The organism is Bradyrhizobium sp. BRP19, from assembly GCF_020194195.1.
Taxonomy (GTDB): Bacteria; Pseudomonadota; Alphaproteobacteria; order Rhizobiales; family Xanthobacteraceae; genus Bradyrhizobium; species Bradyrhizobium yuanmingense.
In genome coordinates, this window is sequence record NZ_JADYVZ010000001.1 from 1031966 (window position 1) to 1051701 (window position 19736).

Here is a 19736-nt window from a genome sequence, read left to right on the forward strand (position 1 = left end):
TCGTCCCCTCGTGGCGCTGGTCAGGTCAGGTGCAGCTTCGTCAAGTACCTGGCACACCGGTTTGCAGCGCCAGCGCGTGCAGCACGCCGCCCATCTGGCCGCGCAGGGACTGGTAGACGATCTGGTGCTGCTGGACGCGCGATTTGCCACGGAAGGATTCCGAGATCACGGTCGCGGCATAGTGGTCGCCGTCGCCGGCGAGGTCACGGATGGTCACCTCGGCATCGGGGATCGCTGCCTTGATCATCGCCTCGATATCGTGGGCGTCCATGGGCATTCGGGTCTTGCTCCTTATCTCGGCTGCAAAGCAGCCTCATCATCGAATCGCTGCCGGGGGTCCCCTCGCCGGCAAGGTCAAACTTAGCGTGAACGGCCTTCTACGTCACGCTTTCCGGCACTATATCCCTGATCCCATCAGGACAAAGGCACGACAAAGTGCCGCGCGCGGCAGATTGATCGAAAAGGCGTGAAATCATGAAGCTTCCAGGGCCCGACCACCCGATCACCATCACCCCAAATCCCCGGCGCGTCCGCGTCACGGCGGGCGACATCGTGATCGCCGAGACCAGCAAGGCGCTGACCTTGAAGGAGGCCAGATATCCGGCAGTGCAATATGTACCGCGGGAGGACGCCAACATGGCCCTGTTGGAGCGTACCGACCGCGTCACCCATTGCCCCTACAAGGGGGACGCGAACTATTACAGCGTCAAGGCCGACGGCAAGACGCTGGACAACGCGATCTGGACCTACGAGACACCCTTCCCCGCGATGACGGAGATTTCAGGCCATCTCGCGTTCTATCCGGACAAGGTGAAGATCGAGGAAGTGGGATAAGCGCCGCAACCCACGACCGTCATGCCCGGGCTTGTCCCGCCTGCGCGGTCGAAGCCGCTCCGGCGAGGCGAAGGCCCGGGCATCCACGTTCTGTACGCGGTAAGGCGTGGATGGCCGGGTCAAGCCTGGCCATGACGGCGGAGAGGGCTGAATCAGCTACGTCCTGAAGATCGTGAGTCCCAGTATCAGCAGCACCAGGAAGATCGCCACGAAGACGTAGAACAGGAAGCGCGCGATATCGGCGGAGGCGGCCGAGATTCCGGTGAAGCCGAGCACGCCGGCCACGATCGAGACAAGTAGGAAGATCAGGGCCCATTTCAGGATCGTCATCGCCAGCTCCGAACTGCCGCGTCTCACGGCCTACGCTGTTTTCGGCGAACGCTAACATCGCTGCGAGGAACTGGTTCCTAGAGGTGGTCGGGGGCGACCTCCGAAACAAACGGCCCTTGCTGAATCGAGTTCCCGGCGGCAGAGTCCAGCCGAGGTCAGGATCGGGGCGGCCACGATGACGATGTCACATTCAGCGACGATCGGCGCGGAGGTGCATGCCGCGCCCACGAGCAAGGTGCGCAATCTGGCGATCGATCGCGCCCGCACCTTCCTCACTCTGGTGGTGCTGCTGCATCACGCGGTGATCCCCTATACCTATTTCGGTCATACCGATCCGAGTTATTTCTTCGGCTTCGACATGATCGTGCTCGCCACCGACAGTTTCTTCATGGCGATGTTCTTCTTCCTGTCGGGACTGTTCGCCTGGTCTGGCATCGCTCGGAAGGGAGTGCGGAGCTATTTGGCAGATCGCCTGCTTCGGCTTGGCCTACCCTTCGCGATCTGCGCCTTTACAGTCATTCCGCTCGCCTATTACGCGATCTCTCTGCGGCACCATCCCGAGATCGGTTTTGCGGAATTCTGGTGGAATATGGTCACGAAGGGCCCGTGGCCGAGCGGACCGATTTGGTTCCTTTGGGTCTTGTTTGCCTTCGACCTGGTGGCCTGTCTTTTGTACCGGCTGTCACCCAACCTGCTCGATCCGATCAATCGCCTCTCGCTACACGGTCGCCGCCGGCCCGCCGTGTTCTTCGCGGTCATGCTGGCCGTCACCGCCGCGTTCTACATTCCCGGGCTGGTTCACTACGGACACAGCAGCTGGTTCGAGTTCGGGCCGTTCTCGGTCCAGCACGGGCGCGTGATGCTGTACGCGACCTATTTCTTTTTCGGTGCCGGCATCGGCGTTGCGCAAATGGATCGTGGGCTGCTCTCTGTCGACGGCCGCATGGCGAAGGTCAGCTGGGACTGGATGGTCCTGGCGATCGTTCCGTATTGCCTGTTGTGGGGGCTGATCTTCATCAAGCGCGAAATACTGGGCAACCCGTCGCCGTTGCCGGACTGGTATGAAGCGCTTTATGCCATCTGCTTCACCGTCTTCAGCGTGGCCATCATGTTTCTGATCCTGGCCCTTTTCCAGAGATTCAAGCAATCAGGCTCAGCCAGGCTGCTCGATCCAATGCAGGGCGACGCGTTCGGCATGTTCCTTGTGCACTATCCGATCGCGCTGTGGCTGCAATACTGGCTGTTCGACTATGACCTGCCGGCGATCGTCAAGGCCACGATCGGCTTTGTACTGACTGTCGCGGCGAGCTGGGCGCTGACGCGCGCGTTGCGGCAGATCCCGGGCGCGTCACGCGTGTTGTGAGGCGCGGTCCCTCGGTCCGTAGCCCGGATGGAGCGCAGCGCAATCCGGGACCTCGCCACAAGTGATAGCGGTCCCGGATTACGCTTACGCTCCATCCGGGCTACAGATCTGATTTGTGGCAGCGCCTTACGCCGCCTTGCCGCTCATATATTCCGGCAGCCAGCGCTCGAACGACTTGCGCAAGCTGTCGATCGTAACCGGCGCCTCGCCGGCGATCGCGATGGCATCGCCGCCGGTGGTGCCGATCCGCACGCAGGGCACCTCGCAGCCGCGCATCTTGGCGAGCACGCGGCCGGCTTCGGTTTCCGGCACGGTGACGAGATAGCGCGCTTGGTCCTCGCCGAACCAGTAGGCCTGCGGCACCAGCGCAGTCGGCGCCGCCAGCAGCTTGGCGCCGATGCCGCCCGCCATCGCCATCTCGGCGAGCGCGATCAGGAGGCCGCCGTCCGACAAATCATGCACGGCGGTCGCGGTGCCCGCATGGATCATGCCGCGCACGCAATCGCCGTTGCGCTTCTCGGCCGCAAGATCGACCGGTGGCGGCGCGCCCTCCTCGCGGCCGCAGATGTCGCGCAGATAGACGGATTGGCCGAGCCAGCCATGGGTCTCGCCGATTAAGAGGATCGCCTCGCCCTCGGCCTTGAAGGCGAGCGACGCCGACTTGGTGAAATCGTCGAGCAGGCCGACACCGCCGATCGAGGGCGTCGGCAGGATCGCGCGGCCGTTGGTCTCGTTGTAGAGCGAGACGTTGCCGGACACGACCGGGAAGTCCAGCGTGCGGCAGGCTTCCGAGATGCCCTTGAGGCAGCCGACGAACTGGCCCATGATCTCGGGCCTTTCAGGGTTGCCGAAGTTGAGATTGTCGGTGATCGCGAGCGGCTTGCCGCCGACCGCGGTGATGTTACGCCAGGCTTCCGCGACCGCCTGCATCCCGCCTTGATAAGGATCGGCCTCGCAATAGCGCGGCGTGACGTCGACAGTGAGCGCGAGGCCCTTCGGCCCGTCCTGCACGCGCACGACGGCGGCGTCGCCGCCGGGACGCTGCATGGTGTTGCCGAGGATGACGTGATCGTACTGCTCCCAGACCCAGCGCTTCGAGCACATGTCCGGCGTGCCGATCAGGTTCTCCAGCGCAGCTCCAAGGCCCATCGGCGCCGGCACGTCGCGGGCATGCACGACCGGCAGCGCTGTGGACGGGACGTGCGGGCGGTCATAGACCGGCGCCTCGTCGCCAAGCTCCTTGATCGGCAAATCGGCCATGACGTCGCCGCCATGCTTGACCACGAAGCGCTTGCTCGGCGTGGTGTAGCCGACAATCGCAAAATCCAGCCCCCACTTAGTGAAGATCGCCTCGGCTTCCTTCTCCTTCTCGGGCTTGAGCACCATGAGCATGCGCTCCTGGCTCTCCGAGAGCATCATCTCGTAGGCGCTCATGCCGGCCTCGCGGGTCGGCACCGCATCGAGGTCGAGGTCGACGCCGAGGTCGCCCTTGGCGCCCATCTCCACCGCCGAGCAGGTCAGGCCCGCCGCGCCCATGTCCTGGATCGCGATGACGCAGCCCTTCTCCATGATCTCGAGGCAGGCCTCTAACAGCAGCTTCTCGGCGAAGGGATCGCCGACCTGCACGGTCGGGCGCTTCTCCTCGGACTTGTCGTCGAACTCGGCCGAGGCCATCGAGGCGCCGTGGATGCCGTCGCGGCCGGTCTTGGAGCCCAAATAGACGATCGGCATGTTCACGCCGGAGGCCGCCGCATAGAAGATCTTGTCGGCATCGGCGAGGCCGACCGCCATGGCATTGACGAGGATGTTGCCGTCGTAGCGGGTGTGGAAGCGGACCTGCCCGCCCACCGTCGGCACGCCGAAGGAATTGCCGTAGCCGCCGACGCCCGCCACGACGCCGGAGACGAGATGCCGCGTCTTCGGATGCTCGGGCGCGCCGAAGCTCAGCGCATTGAGGCAGGCGATCGGGCGCGCGCCCATGGTGAAGACGTCGCGCAAAATGCCGCCGACGCCGGTGGTCGCGCCCTGATAAGGCTCGATATAGCTCGGATGGTTGTGGCTCTCCATCTTGAAGACCACGGCCTGGCCGTCGCCGATGTCGATCACGCCGGCATTCTCGCCGGGGCCCTGGATCACCCAGGGCGCCTTGGTCGGCAGGCCGCGCAGATGGATGCGCGAGGACTTGTACGAGCAATGCTCGTTCCACATCGCCGAGAAGATGCCGAGCTCGGTGAAGGTCGGCTCCCGCCCGATCAGCTTCAGGATGCGCTCATACTCGTCGGGCTTGAGCCCGTGGGCGGCAACCAGTTCCGGGGTGATCTTGGGTTCGTTCTTCATGGATTCGAGGCTTTCGGCGGCGGTTTGGCCGTTCTTAGGAACATCGGACGGCTTCGAAAAGCCCTTTATGGCGCATTTTCCCGCTGTCCCACGTTTTGCGCCGGCAGGGCCGGCGGGAACGGGAATTGCACGGCGCGGTCGGATCGGATTTAAGGTCTAAAGACCCGCAATTGAAGGCCTATTTCCTTGCACGAATTGACCAAAGCGCCCCCGCCCCGCCGCCCCGACCTCCATGTCGCCACCGAGGGCGAATTTGTGGGCTGGCGGACCTGGATTCGCGACAGTTTTGAGTCCCATGTCGGCCCGTTCTGGCACCGGATCGAGGCCGACGGCAGCGTCCGCAGCGCCTTCCGCGTCGAGAGGAAACACCTCAACGGCTCCGGCAACGTCCATGGCGGCTGCTACATGGCCTTTGCTGACTATTCGCTGTTTGCGATCGCCACCCATGTCCTGGACAGCCGGGCGGTGACGACCAATTTCGCCTGCGAATTCCTCGATGCGGCACGCGAGGGCGAGCTGATCGAATGCACCGGCGAGGTCACCCGCGCCGGCGGCTCGCTGATCTTCCTGCGCGGCAAGATGGTGTCGGGCGAGCGGCTGCTGCTGACCTTTTCCGGAACGATCAAGCGGATGAAGCGGAAGGCACTCCCTCAGCCAAACGCATAGCTCGACGCCTTCCCTTTTCGCGCGCCCTCGCCCAGACTTCCCACCAAGCGCTTTGGCGCCGGGGAGCAAGAACAAGGTGCCGCAGAGCACATCCGAGGCGGGTCGCGCGACGGCGGCCGCATCAACGCCGTTGCCGTCCATCGCCACCGGCGCACGCAACTGGCGCGATTATGCGCTGCTGCTGGCGCTCGCCTGCTGCTGGAGCTCGACCTATCCGCTGACCAAGCTGGCGCTTCCCACGATCCCACCCATCACCTTCATCTCGGCGCGCTCGCTGATCGCCGCCGCCTTCCTGTTCGCGATCCTGTGGATGCGCGGCACCAGGATCCCGACCGACGCGAAAGCATGGAAGCTGTTCGCGACCCAGCAGCTGATCAACTCGACCTTCCCGTTCCTGATCATCACCTGGTCGCAGCAATATGTGCCGGCCTCGAACACGGTGGTGCTGGCCTCGACCACGCCGATCTTCGCCTTCCTGATCACCTCGCTGATCACGCGGCACGAGCCGGCGACGCTGCTCAAGCTCACCGGTGCAATCCTCGGCCTTGCCGGTACCGTCGCCATCGTCGGCCTCGACGCACTGCGCGGGCTCGGTAGCGAGATCGTGGCAGAGATCGCGATCCTGCTCGCCACCATCTCCTTTGCCTGCGCGACGATCTTCGGCCTTCGCCTGTCCGAATACGATCCGATGGTGGTCGCGGCGGGATCGCTACTGTTCGGCGGCCTCGTGCTGCTGCCGCCCTCACTGCTGATCGACCAGCCCTGGACGCTGCAACCAACGCCGACCGCGATCGTCGCCACCATCATCATGGGCATCGTCTCGAGCGCGCTCGGCCTGATGTTGTTCTACGTCTGCCTCGGCCGGCTCGGCACGCTGACGACCAACGCCCAAGGCTATTTGCGCATTCCGATCGGCGTCGGCCTCTCGGTGCTGCTGCTCGGCGAGAGCGTGCCGTCGAACCTCGCACTGGGGTTATTGCTGGTGATGGCCGGTGTTGCGGCGATGACGGTGCCGGCGGAGCGGTTGAAGTGGCGGTAGCCGACGGCGATGGTCAATCCGCCAAAATAAAGCGGAGGGTACCTGCACGGCGCGTCAGTTTTCCTGTGTCGTTGGTGTGATTGACACCGTCCATGACGGGCACCTCAGGAAAATCGAACGGACTTACCCCGTCGAGGCAAGCCACGTTGACAGCATACAGATTCTGGTCCGATCGACGCTGATGATGCGTGTAGATTCCGCAGCGGGAACAGAAGAAATGCTGCGCTGATCCGGTATGGAAGCGGTAGCTCGTCAGCGCATCCTCGCCCTTCAGGAACTTTATGCCGCCCATCTCCGCCATGACGACGACCGCACCGCGCATCCGGCAGTAAGAGCAGTGCAGCGGCGGATCGAATTGAAACCGTCGCTCAGCGACGCCTCGAAACGCACCGCTCCGCAATGGCACTGACCAGCCCGGACGTTTGTGTCACTCACCATGTGGCATGCTTCCTGGCGTTGCTGCGAATGACGACGCCGCTCGGCGACGTCAACGGGCAGGAACGTATCTCTCAAACGTGGGCCGAACAATCAAAAGGAAGCGCCCAAGGCATCAAAACAACTCACGCGGGCCGGACTCCTCACGCCGACAACTGCTTCTCCGCGATCGACAGCCACTCCGCCTGCGCCTTGCGCAGATATTTCGGCGCGCGCCGCATCTGGATCAGGAACTCGTTGAAGACCATGCGCGCCTCTACGGTGCGGCCGACCGTTTGCAGCAGCATGCCGTAGCGCACACGCGCCTCGGCGCCGGGGAAGTAGCCGGCGAGCACGTGATATTCCTCCAGCGCCTCGTCGACACGTCCGACCTCGGCGAGCGCGCGGGCATAGAGCAGATGCGCGTCGGCGGAATCGAAATCGGGCCATTGCTTCTGCAGATCGTCCAGCGTCGCCAGCGCATCGGCCGGGCGGCTGGCGGCAAATTGCGCCTGCGCCCTGCGCAGCGCGTAGGCAGGATCGTGGCCCATCGGCAGCTTCAGGATGTGATCATAGTGCGCTTCAGCTTCGCCGAACCGGCCGATATTCGCGCACTCTTCCGCCAGCGCCGCGCGGTTGGCGATGGTGTCGGTGCCGGCGAGTTGGTCGGACAGCTCGCGATAGCGCTTCTCGGGATCGAGGCGATTGGCGACACGCTGGCGCGCCTGCCGGGCACCGGGGCTGGAAAACCATTCAGGAATGAGCTCGACCGCGATATAGGCGATCGCGCCCATCATCGGCACCAGCAGGATGATGAAGGCCCAGGGCCGCAACCGTCCGGTTCGCGAGGCGTGATAGATCAGCGTGATATCGAGCAGCAGAACGACCAAAGCAACGGGCATGTGACATCCGGAAAGCACAACGACAGCCGGCCTCCTGATATCGCAATCGAACCGATGAAACAACTTTGAGTTGCCGCAACCGGCAAGAATCAGCGAACCCGAACGCGCGCCGTAATGGTGACGAGGAGTCAGTCGCCGCAAAACCTATGCAGGTTCACGCGCCTCGCGTAGCAATCCACTCGCCAGCACTCGAAACGCGTCGACGGCCTTGCTCAGCACATTCTTGGGATCGTCGGCCGCCGCGACCCACAAGGCGGCGCTGAGCGCAGCCCCGTTCAGCAACCGCCCCGCCGCTTCGACATCGACCGGCTTCACGATTCCCTCCTCGATCAGCGCACGGATCGTTCGCATGGTGATATCGAGACAGGCGTTCTCGCCGGGCCATTTGGAGGGATCGCCGAGCACGGCAGGTCCATCCAGGAGCATGATGCGCTGGATCTCAGGTTCGAGCGCCATTTCGATATAGGCGCTTCCCTCGGCGAGCAGGCCCAGCCACGGGTTGGGCGCTTGCTCCCGAACGATGCGAAGCCGCTCCGCCATTTCACCGTCGATCTGCTCGACGACGGCCCAGAGCAGCCCCTTCTTGTCTTCGAAGTTGTGATACAGCGCGCCCCGCGTCAGACCGACGGCCGCAGTGAGCTCGTCCATCGACGCGTCTGCATAGCCCTGCGTGGCAAATGCCGCGCGTGCGGCGCGGATGAGGCTGGCCCGATTTTCCGCCATGGCCGCGGCGCGCTTCCCCTTTGCCATGCCCTGCCCCCTTGACATACGCCTCGTATGTGAGCGATATCTCACATACGAAACGTATCTGAAATTGCCGTGACGCGCCAGCCATGGAACACCCACGATCCGCTCACGCCCATCAACCGAAAGGCCCTGCCATGCCCCAGCGAGAGGCAATCTTCCCCGCCAACCGCCACGCGCTCTACAAAGTGCATCGCTACTCGGCAGCGATCCGCTCCGGTGACCTGCTGTTCGTGTCGGGGCAGGTCGGCAGCCGCGAGGACGGCTCACCCGAACCGGTGTTCGAGGACCAGGTCCGGCGCGCGTTCGCCAATTTGCGTGCCGTGCTCGCCGCTGGTGGATGCACGCTGGACGATGTCGTCGATGTCACCACGTTCCACACCGATCCGGCGAGCCAGATCGAGACGGTGATGGCCGTTCGCGCCGAGGAGATCGGCGATCCTCCCTATCCGAACTGGACGGCCGTCGGCGTGAACTGGCTTGCCGGCTTCGACTTCGAGATCAAGGTCATCGCCCGCATTCCTGTGCTCCAGTAAGCTTCCGGGCGGCCATACGCCGGCCGCCAGCAGACAACTTGGCCTGGCTACTTGTTGGCGTCGTCCGCCAGCATCTTGCGGTACTTTTCGACGTCGCGCGTCACGAGCTTTTGCAGCACGTCGGGCGCGTGCTCGTCGGCATCGGGCGCGACGGTCGACAGGTCGGCGAAGCGCTTCTTCACCGCTTCGGTCTCGACGGCCGTGCGCGCCGCGGCATTCAGCTTGGCGATCACGGCCGGCGGCGTGCCCTTGGGCGCGAACAGGCCGTTCCAGCCTTGTGCCTCGAACTCGGGCAGGCCCGCTTCTGCCGAGGTCGGCAGATCCGGCAGCGTTGAGAGCCGAACGGTCGAGCCGACCACGAGGCCCTTCACCAGCTTGTCGTTAATCGACTGCGACACCGAGGCGGCCGCGTCGCAGACGCCGTCGATCTGGCCGCCGACCGCGTCAGTCAGGGCCGGCGCGGCGCCGCGATAGCCGATCAGCGTCGCGTCGATCCCGCCTGATGTGACGAAGCTTTTGCAGATCAGGTAGTTCGAGGAGCCGACGCCGGCATGGCCGAGATTGATCTTGCCCGGATTGGCCTTGGCATAGGCGATGAACTCTTTCAGGTCCTTCGCCGGAAAGTCCTTGCGCAGCGCGATGCTGCCGAACGTCTTCGCCACCATCGCGATCGGCACGAAGGAATCAGGCGTGAACGGCAGTTTTGGATAGATCGTGTAGGTCGCGGCATTGGTGCCGGCATTGCCGATCGCAATCGTATAACCATCCGGCTCGGCGCGGGAGGCCCGCGCCAGCGCGGTCGAGCCGCCGGCCCCCGCAACATTCTCGATCACGATGGTCTGGCCGAGCGCGATGCCCATCTGCTCGGCCACCGCGCGCGCGATCACGTCTGAGGTGCCGCCGGCCGCGAACGGCACGATCATGGTGATGGGACGCTTGGGATAATCCTGCGCGGATGCGCAAGTGGCGATCGAAAATGTCGCGAACGCTAGCGCCGCGATCGCGGCGAGCGCACGCTTCACCACGAACGAGATCACGCGGCTTTTTCCAGATGCTGGGCGAGACCGGCGAACAAGCCGCGACCATCGGTGCAGCCCATGATGTCTTCGACGTGGTTTTCCGGATGCGGCATCATGCCGAGCACGTTGCCCCGGTCGTTGACGATGCCGGCGATCGAATGCGCGGCGCCGTTGATGTTGTTGAAATCGTCGACTTCGCCGGCAGCGGAGCAATAGCGATAGAGCACCCGCCCCTCGCCTTCGAGCCGCTTGATGGTCTCTTCGTCCGCCTCGTAATTGCCCTCGCCATGGGCGACCGGCACGCGGATCACCTGGCCGGCATTGTAGCCGCGGGTGAACGGCGTGTCGGAACGCTCGACGCGCAGATGCACGTCGCGGCAGATGAATTTCAGCCGCGCGTTGCGCATCAGCACGCCCGGCAAGAGGCCGGACTCGCAGAGGATCTGAAAACCGTTGCAGACACCGAGCACGAGGCCGCCCTTGGCCGCATAGTCGCGCACCGCATCCATCACCGGTGCACGCGCCGCAATCGCGCCGCAGCGCAGGTAATCGCCGTAGGAGAAGCCGCCGGGCACGACGACGAGATCGGTGCCCGCAGGCAGCGCGGTCTCGGCGTGCCAGACCATCGCGGGCTCGCTGCCGGAGATCAGCCTCAACGCGCGCGCCATGTCGCGCTCGCGGTTGATTCCGGGAAAGACGAGGATGGCGGCTTTCATGGCAGAGGTTCCGACGCGGCTGGGAATCGAGGCTGGCCAACGGGCCAATTCGTGAACAGACATAACCATTTGACGGAGATTTTACCAGTGCTAGCGTTGCGGAGCGCCCTTGTACACAGGCCATAGCCACGCGCCTTTGGCCGCTCGATTTGCCCGGGATTGAAGCCATGAACGTCCCGTCGCTGCCCGCATCTCTCGCCGAAGCAGTATCCGCCGAGGGCGTGGTCGCCGCCGGCGCTTATGTCGACGGCCGCCGGGTCGCCAATATCGCCATCAGCGAGGCCTCGAGCTGGCGAGCCAAGCCCGGCCATGTCGTGTGGATCGGGCTGCACGAGCCCGACATGGCGCTGCTCGGCGCGGTGCAGAAGCAGTTCGACCTGCACGACCTCGCGATCGAGGACGCCAACCACGCCCATCAACGGCCCAAGATCGAGCAATATGGCGAGGCCCTGTTCATCGTCGCGCGCACCGCGCAATTGATCGAGGGGCGCATTGCCTTCGGCGAGACCCACATCTTCGTCGGCGAAGGCTATCTGGTCTCGGTGCGCCACGGCGCCTCGACCTCCTACACGCCGGTGCGCGAGCGCTGCGAGAGCTGTCCGCGGGCGCTCGCGCGCGGCGAGGACTACATCCTCTATGCCATCCTCGATTTCATCGTCGACAATTACTCGCCCGTGCTGGAGAGCATCCACGACGAGGTCGAGAGCATCGAGGATGACGTGCTCTCCAAGCAGATCAGCAAGGCGCAGATCGAGCGGCTCTACATGCTGCGCCGCGACCTGTTGCGGCTGAGGACCGCGATCGGCCCGCTGGTGGAGGTCTGCCGCCGCCTGGAGCATGACGACCTCTCGATGGTGCGGCAGGCCATGCAGCCGCTGTTCCGCGACGTCACCGACCACGTCCGCAACATCCAGGAGCGCATCGATTCCATGCGCGAGGTGCTGGCGTTCGCCTTCGAGGCAAGCCTTTTGGTCGGCCAGGCCCAGGAGACGGCGGTATCCAAGAAGCTCGCATCCTGGCTCGCCATCATCGCGGTCCCGACCGCGCTCGCCGGCATCTACGGCATGAACTTCAAGCACATGCCGGAGCTGGAATGGGAGTACGGCTATTTCATGCTGCTGGGCGTGATGCTGACGGCATGCGGCTCGCTGTACTGGCGTTTTCGGCGGGCCGGGTGGCTGTGAGTCCAGACGCTCAGACTGGTTACATGCCTCGTCTGCCAGACCACGTGCTCTGCGCCACCTGAAGGTCGTGCAGCATGAGAAGCTGCTCTTCTCGACAGGCGCTCAGCTCAGACCTGATTTCGTCGATCTTGTATTCGACATCACCGAGCGTTTGCTCGACCTGATTCAGCAGCTCGAAAATCAGCTCTTTGCCGATATCCGCCACTCCGCTCAGCCTTTCATCTCGATCGCATAATTCTCGATCACGGTGTTCGCCAAGAGCTTGTCGGCGGCCTCCTTCAGCGCCGCCTCCGCCTTGGCCTTGTCGGCGCCGGCGAGCTCGATGTCGAACACCTTGCCCTGGCGGACGCTGGCGACGCCGTCGACGCCGAGCGACTTCAACGCGCCTTCGATGGCCTTGCCCTGCGGGTCGAGGATGCCCGTCTTCAGGGTAACGGTGACACGTGCCTTCACGTCAAAAGTCCTCTTCAGCTCTTCACCAGCACCGGGCCGGTGCCCTGGGGACGCTCGTTCTCCATGAGGATGCCGAGACGCTTTGCAACTTCGGTGTAGGCCTCGAGCAGGCCGCCGAGATCCCTGCGGAAACGATCCTTGTCGAGCTTCTCGTTCGACTTGATGTCCCACAGCCGGCAGCTGTCCGGCGAGATCTCGTCGGCGACGATGATGCGCATCATCTCGTTCTCGAACAGGCGCCCGCACTCCATCTTGAAGTCGACGAGGCGGATGCCGATGCCGAGGAAGAGGCCGGTGAGGAAGTCGTTGACGCGGATGGCGAGCGCCATGATGTCGTCGATCTCCTGCGGCGTCGCCCAGCCGAAGGCTGTGATGTGCTCTTCCGACACCATGGGGTCGTTGAGCTGGTCGTTCTTGTAATAGAACTCGATGATCGAGCGCGGCAGCTGTGTGCCCTCCTCGATGCCGAGGCGCTGCGACAGCGAGCCAGCGGCGACGTTTCGCACCACCACCTCCAGCGGCACGATCTCGACCTCGCGAATCAACTGCTCGCGCATGTTGAGGCGGCGGATGAAATGGGTCGGCACCCCGATGTCGTTGAGGTGCTGAAACAGGTACTCCGAGATCCGGTTGTTGAGGACGCCCTTGCCCTCGATCACCTGATGCTTTTTCGCATTGAACGCGGTGGCGTCGTCCTTGAAGTGCTGGATCAGGGTACCGGGCTCGGGGCCTTCGTAAAGAACCTTTGCCTTGCCTTCATAAATGCGACGCCGACGGCTCATGGGGATGTACCGTGTTTTGTTGAAATCCATGAATTTGGTGTGCTCCGGTTGACTAGGATTACGACCCACAGCGGAGCTGCCGTGAACGGCCAGGAACCCATCTATAACCCGTTGGAAACAGAACGGGAACCAAGCCTTAGGCAACCTATCCGATTGGCTGTCCGAGCACAATCGATCCGGCCGTCCGGCACCAACTTATACCGTCTTGCCTGCGGCTTAACGGCCCGTTGTTTTGCCGATTCGTGCTATCTATGTAGGCATGCAGCCGGGTCGCCGCAACGGAAGGCTCCCGCTCCATTCAGCGAGGATTTGGAACAGGCATGAGCGAGTTCGACAAACGCCAGGAAGGCTTTGAGAAGAAGTACGCCCTCGACGAGGAGCAGAAGTTCAAGGCGGAGGCCCGCCGCAACCGGCTGCTCGGCCTGTGGGCAGCCGAGAAGCTCGGCATCACGGGTGATGCCGCCATCGCCTATGCCAAGGAGGTCGTCGCGGCCGATTTCGAGGAGGCCGGCGATGCCGACGTCGTGCGCAAGCTGACGGCCGATTTCGCCGCCAAGAACGTTGTCGTCACCGAGCAGGCGATTCGCGCCAAGATGAGCGAGTTGCTCGCAGTTGCCGCCGCCGAGGTGAAGGCGGGGAAATAATCGAGTCAACCGACCCGCTGGCGCGCAATAGCCTTGCGCGCCGGCGTTCTTCTTCTGCCTTCCCGCGTGGTCGAGACATTCGGCCCGGCATAGTTGCGGCGGATGGTTTCGAGCAGGCGCTCTGCGGCAGCGCTCAAAAACCCGCCACGACGCGTGACGAGGACGATATCCTGGTGCGCATCAAGGTCGCCCACGGCGACGGTCGCGATCGAGCCCGCACGCAGCTCCTCAGCCACGTGGCTTTTTGCCAGCAGTGCAAGACCGAAGCCCGATTCCACCAGCCGCTTCTGCGCAGTGAGGCTGTCCACGGCCGTCCATTCCACCTCGCCAAGTCCCCGCGTCAGAAACAGCGCGAACACGTGAGCCGCGGCAATCTCGCGGCGGCCGCGAATCTCGGGGAATGCGATCCAGCGCTCGCCATCAAGCTCGGCGAGGCGTTTCACCCGCTGTCCGGCGCGAGGATGGTCGGGCGCACAGACCACTTGCAACGATTCGCGCAGGATCTGCTCGCAGGCGAGATCGCCGGAGCGGTCGGCGTTGTAGCGCAGGCCAATCGTGGCCTCGCCGCGCCGGATGAGATCGCTGACCTCCGCGCTGGTCGCCGTCCGCAAGCTCAGCACGACGGCGGGATGCTCCTTGGTAAACCGCTTCATGATGGTCGAGAGGCGGCTGTCAGCGAGCGTCCCGGTCACGGCCAGCGAAACCGGCCCTGCATTCTGCTTGGTCAGTGCGCGGATCGCCTGTTCGGCATCCTGCGCCGCGGCCACTGCGCGCTCGGCATAGGGGATCAGCACGCGCCCGGCATCGCTGAGTCGCGTGCGGCCTGCCACCCGCTCGAACAGGGGAACGCCGAGCTCCTGCTCCAATAGAGCGATACGGCGCGAAATCGCCGGCTGCGAGCGGTGCAGGAATTTCGCGGCATGCGAAATCCCGCCTCTGCGATGAACCGTCAGGAAGGTGTTGAGGGCGTCACTGTCCATCGCGACCTCATGCAAAAAGCTGATGATATCTCACAGAATAACAAATTTGGCGGATGACGGAAGTGCGCCTAAAGCTCGTTGGGACAGACAATGGAGACGAGCCATGACGAGCCAGTTGGACAAGGCGAGAGCCTTTCGCGCGTTGCACGAGCGGCCCGGTGCCTTCATCATTCCCAATCCATGGGATGCCGGCACCGCGAAGCTGCTCGCGGCGATGGGCTTCGAAGCCCTGGCCACTACGAGCCTCGGGGTCGCCAACATGCTCGGCAGCAGCGGCGTCAGCCTCGACGTCATCCTCGCCAACGCACGCACGATCGTGGAAGCGACCGACCTGCCCGTCAGCGTCGACCTCGAGAATTGCGGCGCACATGAGCCGAGACGCGCCGCCGAAGCTATTCGGCGTGCCGCAGACACTGGCGCGGTGGGCGGCTCGATCGAGGATTTCAGCGGCGATCGCGATCGCCCGATCTACGACTTCTCCCACGCCGTCGAGCGCGTCCAGGCCGCGGTGGAGGTGGCACGCGCGCTGCCCATTCCGTTCACGCTGACGGCGCGGGCCGAGAACTTCCTGCACGGCCGCAAGGACATCGACGATACGATCCGCCGCCTGCAGGCCTTCGAGGCCGCTGGCGCCGACGTCCTCTATGCGCCGGGCCTGTACGATCTCGCCACGATCAGGACGGTGGTGTCCTCGCTGGGCAAGCCCTTCAACCACGTGATGGGCTTTGCCGACCCGACGCTAACCGTCGACCAATTGTCCGCCGCTGGCGTCAAGCGCATCAGCGTCGGCGGAGCCATGTCGCGCTACGCGCTCGCAGCGTTCCTGAACTGCGCGCGCGAGATGAAGGACAAGGGGTCCTTCACCTACATCCGCGAGATGGCGCCGGTCGGCGAGCTGCGCGCCGCCTTCGCCGCGGTCACTCCTCCTTGAAGCCGTACTCCGGCACGTTGCCGCTGGCGCCGTAATATTTATACGGCAGGAACTTGCCGCTCATGGTGATCTTGACGCGGTCGCCCTTGGGGTTGGCGACGCGCTCGATGCCCATGTCGAAGTCGATCGCCGACATGATGCCGTCGCCGAACTCCTCCTCGATCAGCGCCTTCCAGGCCGGACCGTTCACCATAACCATCTCGTAGAAGCGGTAGATCAGCGGGTCGGTCGGCGGCATCGGCGTGCCGGTGCCGCGCATCGGCACCTCGTTGAGCATGGCAACTTCCGCCTTCGACAGGCCGAACAGCTCGCCGGCATTGGCAGCCTGCGGCTTCGTCAGCTTCATCTGGCCCATGATCGCACCGACGATCAGCACCTCGGAATAGCCGCCGATCTTTTCGCAGATGTGCTTCCAGCTCCAGCCCTTCTCGCGCTTGATGTCGAGCAGTTTTTCGGTGAGGTCTTCGCGTTTCATTAGGGTCTCCTTGCTAGGCGCTCAATCCGGGGTTTGTCCCCGGCATCCAGGTCTGTCGCGGCTCTTCGCCGCTTGATGCGATCGAGAGCCCGGGCTTGCCGATCTGCACCGTCGGCACATTGCGCGGATCGTGATCCGGCTTTTCAGTGGTAAAAGTCTTGCTGCGCGTCACCAGGAAATCGATGATGTGGTTGCGCAGCGCGTAGTACAGCGGATGGCGGTGCAGGTCGGTGCGGCCGCGGTCCCGCGGCAGCGGGTTCTCGACCACCTCCGCCAGCACCGCGCCGGGACCGTTGGTCATCAGGAAGATCTTGTCGGCGAGATAGATCGCCTCGTCGACGTCGTGGGTGATCATGAACGCGGTCTGCCCGGTCTCCAGGCAAATCCGCCGCACCTCGTCCTGCAGCGTGCCGCGCGTCAGCGCGTCCAGCGCCGAGAACGGCTCGTCCATCAGCATCATCTTCGGCGTGATCGACAGCGCCCGTGCGATGCCGACGCGCTGCTTCATGCCGCCCGACAGCTCTGAGGGACGCTTGTGCTCGGCGCCGGAGAGGCCGACCAGATCGATGAATTTCTGCGCATGCGCCCTTACCTTGGCGCGGTCCCAGCTGCGCCATTTCGAGCTGACGGCATAGGCGACGTTGCCGAGCACCGTGCGCCAGGGCAGCAGCGCATGGCTCTGGAAGATCACGGCGCGGTCGAGGCTGGTGCCCGAGATCGCCTGACCGTCGACGATGACCGCGCCCTCGCTCGGCGCATCGAGCCCGGCGAGGATGTTGAGCACCGTGGTCTTGCCGCAGCCGGAATGGCCGATCACGCAACAAAACTCGCCGCGCGCCATCGAGAGCCAGAGGTTCTCGAAGATGGTGGTCGTCGCGCCGCCCGCACCTGGATAGCGCTTGGCGATGCCTTCGATCGAGATGAACTTGTCGGTCATCGCCTCTACTCCGGAAACGTGACCATGCGCGTGAAGCGCGCCAGGATCTGGTCGAGCAGCATGCCGACGACCCCGATCAGGAGGATCGCGATGATGACGTTGGTGATCGACAAATTATTCCACTCGTTCCAGACGAAGTAGCCGATGCCGGTGCCGCCGACGAGCATCTCGGCGGCGACGATCACGAGCCAAGCGATGCCGATCGAGATGCGCATGCCCGTCAGGATGGTCGGGGCCGCTGCCGGCAGGATCACGGTGAAGGCCCGCCTGACGGTGCCGACCTCGAGCGTCCGCGCGACGTTGATCCATTCCTTGCGCACGCTCGCGACGCCGAACACCGTGTTGAGCAGCATCGGCCAAATCGAGCAGATGAAGATGACGAAGATCGCGGAGACCGAGGAATCCTTGATGGTGTAGAGCGCGAGCGGCATCCAGGCGAGCGGCGAGATCGGCTTCAAGACCTGGATGAACGGATCGAGCGCCTTGCTCAGCAGCGGCGACATGCCGATCAGGAAGCCGAGCGGGATCGCCACCAGCACGGCCAGCAGATAGCCGGTGCCGACGCGCGCAATGGAATAGCCGAGCTGGATGCCGAGCCCCTTGTCGTTCGGCCCGTTGTCGTAGAACGGCCGCTTCAGATGCTCCCAGAGCTTTGCGCCGACATCGAGCGGCCCGGGCATCGCCGATTTGCCCTGCGTCGCCGTGAGCCCCATCAGCTTGGCGTATTCCGGGCTCATCGTCGCCGTCGTGCCAGTCGAGCGTGTGGCGAGATGCCAGATGCCGAGGAAGGCGGCGAGCAGCACGAGAGAGACGAGGCCAGCGCGGAGGCGGAGGGAGGCGGTCATCTCCCTCTCCCCGTTCTTACGGGGGCGCGACGAGCTTCGCTCGCGCTGAGAGGGTCGGGGTGAGGGGCCTCCCTCGACACGTGAGATTGTCGAGGGACCTGTACCCCCGACCTCTCCCCGCAAGCTGGGCGAGGTGAAGATAGAGCGCTGGCCATCACGACGCCTTCCTGATCTTGAAGCTCGCCAGATAGTCCTCGGGCTTGGCCGGATCGAAATTCTTGCCCATCACCGCGAACGACTTGTAGGCACTCGCCGGCGGCGTGAGGCCCATCTCGGTCATCAGCTTCTTGGTATCGGTTGCCAGATACACCTGCTCGGCCACCGCCTTGTAGTCGACGTCGCCCTTGATCTGGCCCCAGCGCTTCATCTGCGTCAGCATCCAAACCGCAAAGGACTGCCAGGGGAATGGATCGAAATCGACGCGCTTGGGATCGGTCTTCACCCCGCCGAGGCCGTCGGCATAGGTGCCGGTCAGGACCTGCTCCAGCACGGTGACAGGCGCGTTGATGTAGTTCGCAGGCGCGATCGCCTCAGCGATCTGCTTGCGGTTCTCGGCCTTCGAGGCGAAGGCGGTGGCATCGACGATCGCCCGCGTCAGCGCCGCGAAGCTGTTCGGCGCTGACGTGATGAACTCGCGGCTGGCGGCAAAGCTGCAGCAGGGATGGCCGTCCCAGATCTCCTTGGAGAGGAGATGCATGAAGCCGACGCCGTCATAGATTGCGCGCTGGCAGATGTTGTCGGGCGCGAGGAAGCCGTCGATGTTGTCGGCACGCAGGTTCGCGACCATCTCCGGCGGCGGCACCGAGCGCAGCTGCACGTCGGTATCGGGATCGAGACCGTGCTCGGCGAGGTAATAGCGCAAGAGGTAATTGTGCATGGAGTAGTCGAAGGGGATGGCGAATTTCAGCCCCTTCCAGTCCTTCGGATCGCGCTTGTCCTTGTGCTTGCTCGCCAGCACGATGCCCTGCCCGTTGATGTTCTCGATGGCCGGGACGGTGAAGGGAATCGCGTTGGCGCCGAGGCCGAGCGAGATCGCGATCGGCATCGGTGCCAGCATGTGCGCAGCGTCGTATTCCTTGTTGATGGTCTTGTCGCGGATCACGGCCCAGCCGGCGGTCTTCACCACTTCGACGTTGAGGCCGTGCTTGGCATAGAAGCCCATTGGCGCGGCCATGATGATCGGCGTGGCGCAGGTGATCGGGATGAAGCCGACCTTAAGGTCCTTCTTCTCGGGCGCGCCGGCTTGCGCGAAGACCTCGGTCGCCGTCTGAATCGGGAAGAATTGCGACAGCGCCGCCAGCGCCGTCGAGGCGCCGACCGACTTCAAGAACGCACGCCGCGCCACGTCCTGCGGAAACATTGCGCGCATCAATGCGGAGGCGACCACGCCCTCGTAGCGCTTCTCTTCGCTTGCGACCGGCTCGCAATACAGCGCCGTGGCCTGCTCATGCTCTGCGTCGGAACCATGCTGGCCGCAAACACAGCCGGCTCGAAGCTTGCGATCGGGATCAAACGGATTGTCGAACGTGGACATCGGCCCTCCTGCGCGTCAATGCGAGAAGGAATTACGCAAGGAGCATGCCACCGACGAATAGGCAGGCATTG

Annotated in this window: 23 protein-coding genes and 1 pseudogene; 8 read left to right on the top strand and 16 right to left on the bottom strand. The window is 64.0% G+C overall.

Annotation, left to right across the window (positions count from 1 at the left end):
• Positions 1-40 precede the first annotated feature (40 nt).
• Positions 41-277, bottom strand: a complete 237-nt coding sequence (locus I6F36_RS05085; protein ID WP_011088461.1) for a BolA family protein — start codon at positions 275-277, stop codon at positions 41-43.
• Between the two features lie 197 nt (positions 278-474).
• Here I6F36_RS05085 and I6F36_RS05090 point away from each other — a divergent pair, with 197 nt between their 5' ends.
• Positions 475-834, top strand: a complete 360-nt coding sequence (locus I6F36_RS05090) for a DUF427 domain-containing protein (RefSeq protein WP_036043505.1) — start codon at positions 475-477, stop codon at positions 832-834.
• Positions 835-990: 156 nt separating this feature from the next.
• Here I6F36_RS05090 and I6F36_RS05095 read toward each other — a convergent pair whose 3' ends face one another.
• Complete coding sequence (locus I6F36_RS05095) at positions 991-1164, bottom strand: DUF1328 domain-containing protein (protein WP_225132724.1); 174 nt, start codon at positions 1162-1164, stop codon at positions 991-993.
• Positions 1165-1339: 175 nt separating this feature from the next.
• On the opposite strand from I6F36_RS05095, the gene I6F36_RS05100 reads away from it, so the two are divergent.
• Positions 1340-2527 (top strand): acyltransferase, encoded by a 1188-nt coding sequence (locus tag I6F36_RS05100; RefSeq protein WP_085972307.1) that lies wholly within the window; start codon positions 1340-1342, stop codon positions 2525-2527.
• A 126-nt stretch (positions 2528-2653) separates the two neighbouring features.
• Here I6F36_RS05100 and purL read toward each other — a convergent pair whose 3' ends face one another.
• Positions 2654-4864 carry a phosphoribosylformylglycinamidine synthase subunit PurL gene (gene purL, locus I6F36_RS05105; protein ID WP_225132725.1) on the bottom strand — a complete coding sequence of 737 codons (2211 nt, stop codon included), beginning with the start codon at positions 4862-4864 and terminating at the stop codon, positions 2654-2656.
• A 186-nt stretch (positions 4865-5050) separates the two neighbouring features.
• Between purL and I6F36_RS05110 the strand changes: the two genes are divergently transcribed.
• Together I6F36_RS05110 and I6F36_RS05115 are read left to right on the top strand one after the other, a co-directional pair.
• A complete protein-coding gene (locus I6F36_RS05110; RefSeq protein WP_057029481.1) occupies positions 5051-5530 on the top strand; it encodes a PaaI family thioesterase in 480 nt (159 codons plus the stop codon).
• Between the two features lie 76 nt (positions 5531-5606).
• Positions 5607-6569 (top strand): DMT family transporter, encoded by a 963-nt coding sequence (locus I6F36_RS05115; protein ID WP_225132726.1) that lies wholly within the window; start codon positions 5607-5609, stop codon positions 6567-6569.
• 13 nt (positions 6570-6582) lie between these two features.
• Here the strand turns inward: I6F36_RS05115 and I6F36_RS05120 are convergent.
• From I6F36_RS05120 to I6F36_RS05130, 3 genes and pseudogenes are all read right to left on the bottom strand, one after another.
• Positions 6583-7007 (bottom strand): annotated as a pseudogene (locus I6F36_RS05120) (GFA family protein).
• 140 nt (positions 7008-7147) lie between these two features.
• On the bottom strand, positions 7148-7885 hold the full coding sequence (locus I6F36_RS05125; protein WP_225132727.1) for a tetratricopeptide repeat protein: 738 nt from the start codon (positions 7883-7885) through the stop codon (positions 7148-7150).
• Between the two features lie 144 nt (positions 7886-8029).
• Positions 8030-8635: a TetR/AcrR family transcriptional regulator gene (locus tag I6F36_RS05130; RefSeq protein WP_225132728.1), complete on the bottom strand. Its 606-nt coding sequence runs from the start codon at positions 8633-8635 to the stop codon at positions 8030-8032.
• Between the two features lie 131 nt (positions 8636-8766).
• Between I6F36_RS05130 and I6F36_RS05135 the strand changes: the two genes are divergently transcribed.
• The gene (locus tag I6F36_RS05135) at positions 8767-9165 is read left to right on the top strand and encodes a RidA family protein (protein WP_036012940.1); all 399 of its coding nucleotides are present in this window, start codon (positions 8767-8769) and stop codon (positions 9163-9165) included.
• A 47-nt stretch (positions 9166-9212) separates the two neighbouring features.
• Here the strand turns inward: I6F36_RS05135 and I6F36_RS05140 are convergent, their stop codons facing one another.
• Both I6F36_RS05140 and purQ read right to left on the bottom strand, forming a co-directional pair.
• On the bottom strand, positions 9213-10202 hold the full coding sequence (locus I6F36_RS05140) for a tripartite tricarboxylate transporter substrate binding protein BugD (RefSeq protein WP_225132729.1): 990 nt from the start codon (positions 10200-10202) through the stop codon (positions 9213-9215).
• On the bottom strand, positions 10199-10900 hold the full coding sequence (purQ, locus tag I6F36_RS05145) for a phosphoribosylformylglycinamidine synthase subunit PurQ (protein WP_036027846.1): 702 nt from the start codon (positions 10898-10900) through the stop codon (positions 10199-10201). Before purQ ends, I6F36_RS05140 begins: the two co-directional genes overlap by 4 nt.
• A 167-nt stretch (positions 10901-11067) precedes the next feature.
• On the opposite strand from purQ, the gene I6F36_RS05150 reads away from it, so the two are divergent.
• Positions 11068-12084: a magnesium and cobalt transport protein CorA gene (locus tag I6F36_RS05150; RefSeq protein WP_225171063.1), complete on the top strand. Its 1017-nt coding sequence runs from the start codon at positions 11068-11070 to the stop codon at positions 12082-12084.
• Positions 12085-12103: 19 nt separating this feature from the next.
• On the opposite strand, the gene I6F36_RS05155 is transcribed toward I6F36_RS05150, so the two are convergent.
• Genes I6F36_RS05155 through purC form a run of 3 tightly spaced genes read right to left on the bottom strand, consistent with a single transcriptional unit; the run spans position 12104 to position 13319 of the window.
• Entirely contained in the window at positions 12104-12289 is a 186-nt protein-coding gene (locus tag I6F36_RS05155) for a hypothetical protein (protein WP_225132730.1), read from the bottom strand.
• Between the two features lie 5 nt (positions 12290-12294).
• Positions 12295-12537 carry a phosphoribosylformylglycinamidine synthase subunit PurS gene (purS, locus tag I6F36_RS05160; protein ID WP_027548637.1) on the bottom strand — a complete coding sequence of 81 codons (243 nt, stop codon included), beginning with the start codon at positions 12535-12537 and terminating at the stop codon, positions 12295-12297.
• 14 nt (positions 12538-12551) lie between these two features.
• Positions 12552-13319, bottom strand: a complete 768-nt coding sequence (gene purC, locus I6F36_RS05165; protein WP_172782948.1) for a phosphoribosylaminoimidazolesuccinocarboxamide synthase — start codon at positions 13317-13319, stop codon at positions 12552-12554.
• Positions 13320-13639: 320 nt separating this feature from the next.
• Between purC and I6F36_RS05170 the strand changes: the two genes are divergently transcribed.
• Positions 13640-13963, top strand: coding sequence for a DUF1476 domain-containing protein (locus I6F36_RS05170; protein WP_225132731.1), 324 nt, complete (start codon positions 13640-13642; stop codon positions 13961-13963).
• A 5-nt stretch (positions 13964-13968) separates the two neighbouring features.
• Here I6F36_RS05170 and I6F36_RS05175 read toward each other — a convergent pair whose 3' ends face one another.
• Complete coding sequence (locus tag I6F36_RS05175) at positions 13969-14943, bottom strand: LysR family transcriptional regulator (RefSeq protein ID WP_225132732.1); 975 nt, start codon at positions 14941-14943, stop codon at positions 13969-13971.
• Between the two features lie 103 nt (positions 14944-15046).
• Here I6F36_RS05175 and I6F36_RS05180 point away from each other — a divergent pair, with 103 nt between their 5' ends.
• Positions 15047-15874 carry an oxaloacetate decarboxylase gene (locus I6F36_RS05180; protein ID WP_225132733.1) on the top strand — a complete coding sequence of 276 codons (828 nt, stop codon included), beginning with the start codon at positions 15047-15049 and terminating at the stop codon, positions 15872-15874.
• On the opposite strand, the gene cynS is transcribed toward I6F36_RS05180, so the two are convergent.
• From cynS to I6F36_RS05200, 4 genes are all read right to left on the bottom strand, one after another.
• The gene (gene cynS / locus I6F36_RS05185) at positions 15861-16349 is read right to left on the bottom strand and encodes a cyanase (RefSeq protein WP_025037304.1); all 489 of its coding nucleotides are present in this window, start codon (positions 16347-16349) and stop codon (positions 15861-15863) included. The two genes, I6F36_RS05180 and cynS, sit on opposite strands and share 14 nt — an antisense overlap.
• A gap of 13 nt (positions 16350-16362) precedes the next feature.
• On the bottom strand, positions 16363-17286 hold the full coding sequence (locus tag I6F36_RS05190; RefSeq protein ID WP_225132734.1) for an ABC transporter ATP-binding protein: 924 nt from the start codon (positions 17284-17286) through the stop codon (positions 16363-16365).
• 5 nt (positions 17287-17291) lie between these two features.
• The gene (gene ntrB, locus I6F36_RS05195; RefSeq protein ID WP_225132735.1) at positions 17292-18131 is read right to left on the bottom strand and encodes a nitrate ABC transporter permease; all 840 of its coding nucleotides are present in this window, start codon (positions 18129-18131) and stop codon (positions 17292-17294) included.
• 154 nt (positions 18132-18285) lie between these two features.
• The gene (locus I6F36_RS05200; protein WP_225132736.1) at positions 18286-19665 is read right to left on the bottom strand and encodes a CmpA/NrtA family ABC transporter substrate-binding protein; all 1380 of its coding nucleotides are present in this window, start codon (positions 19663-19665) and stop codon (positions 18286-18288) included.
• Positions 19666-19736 lie beyond the last annotated feature (71 nt).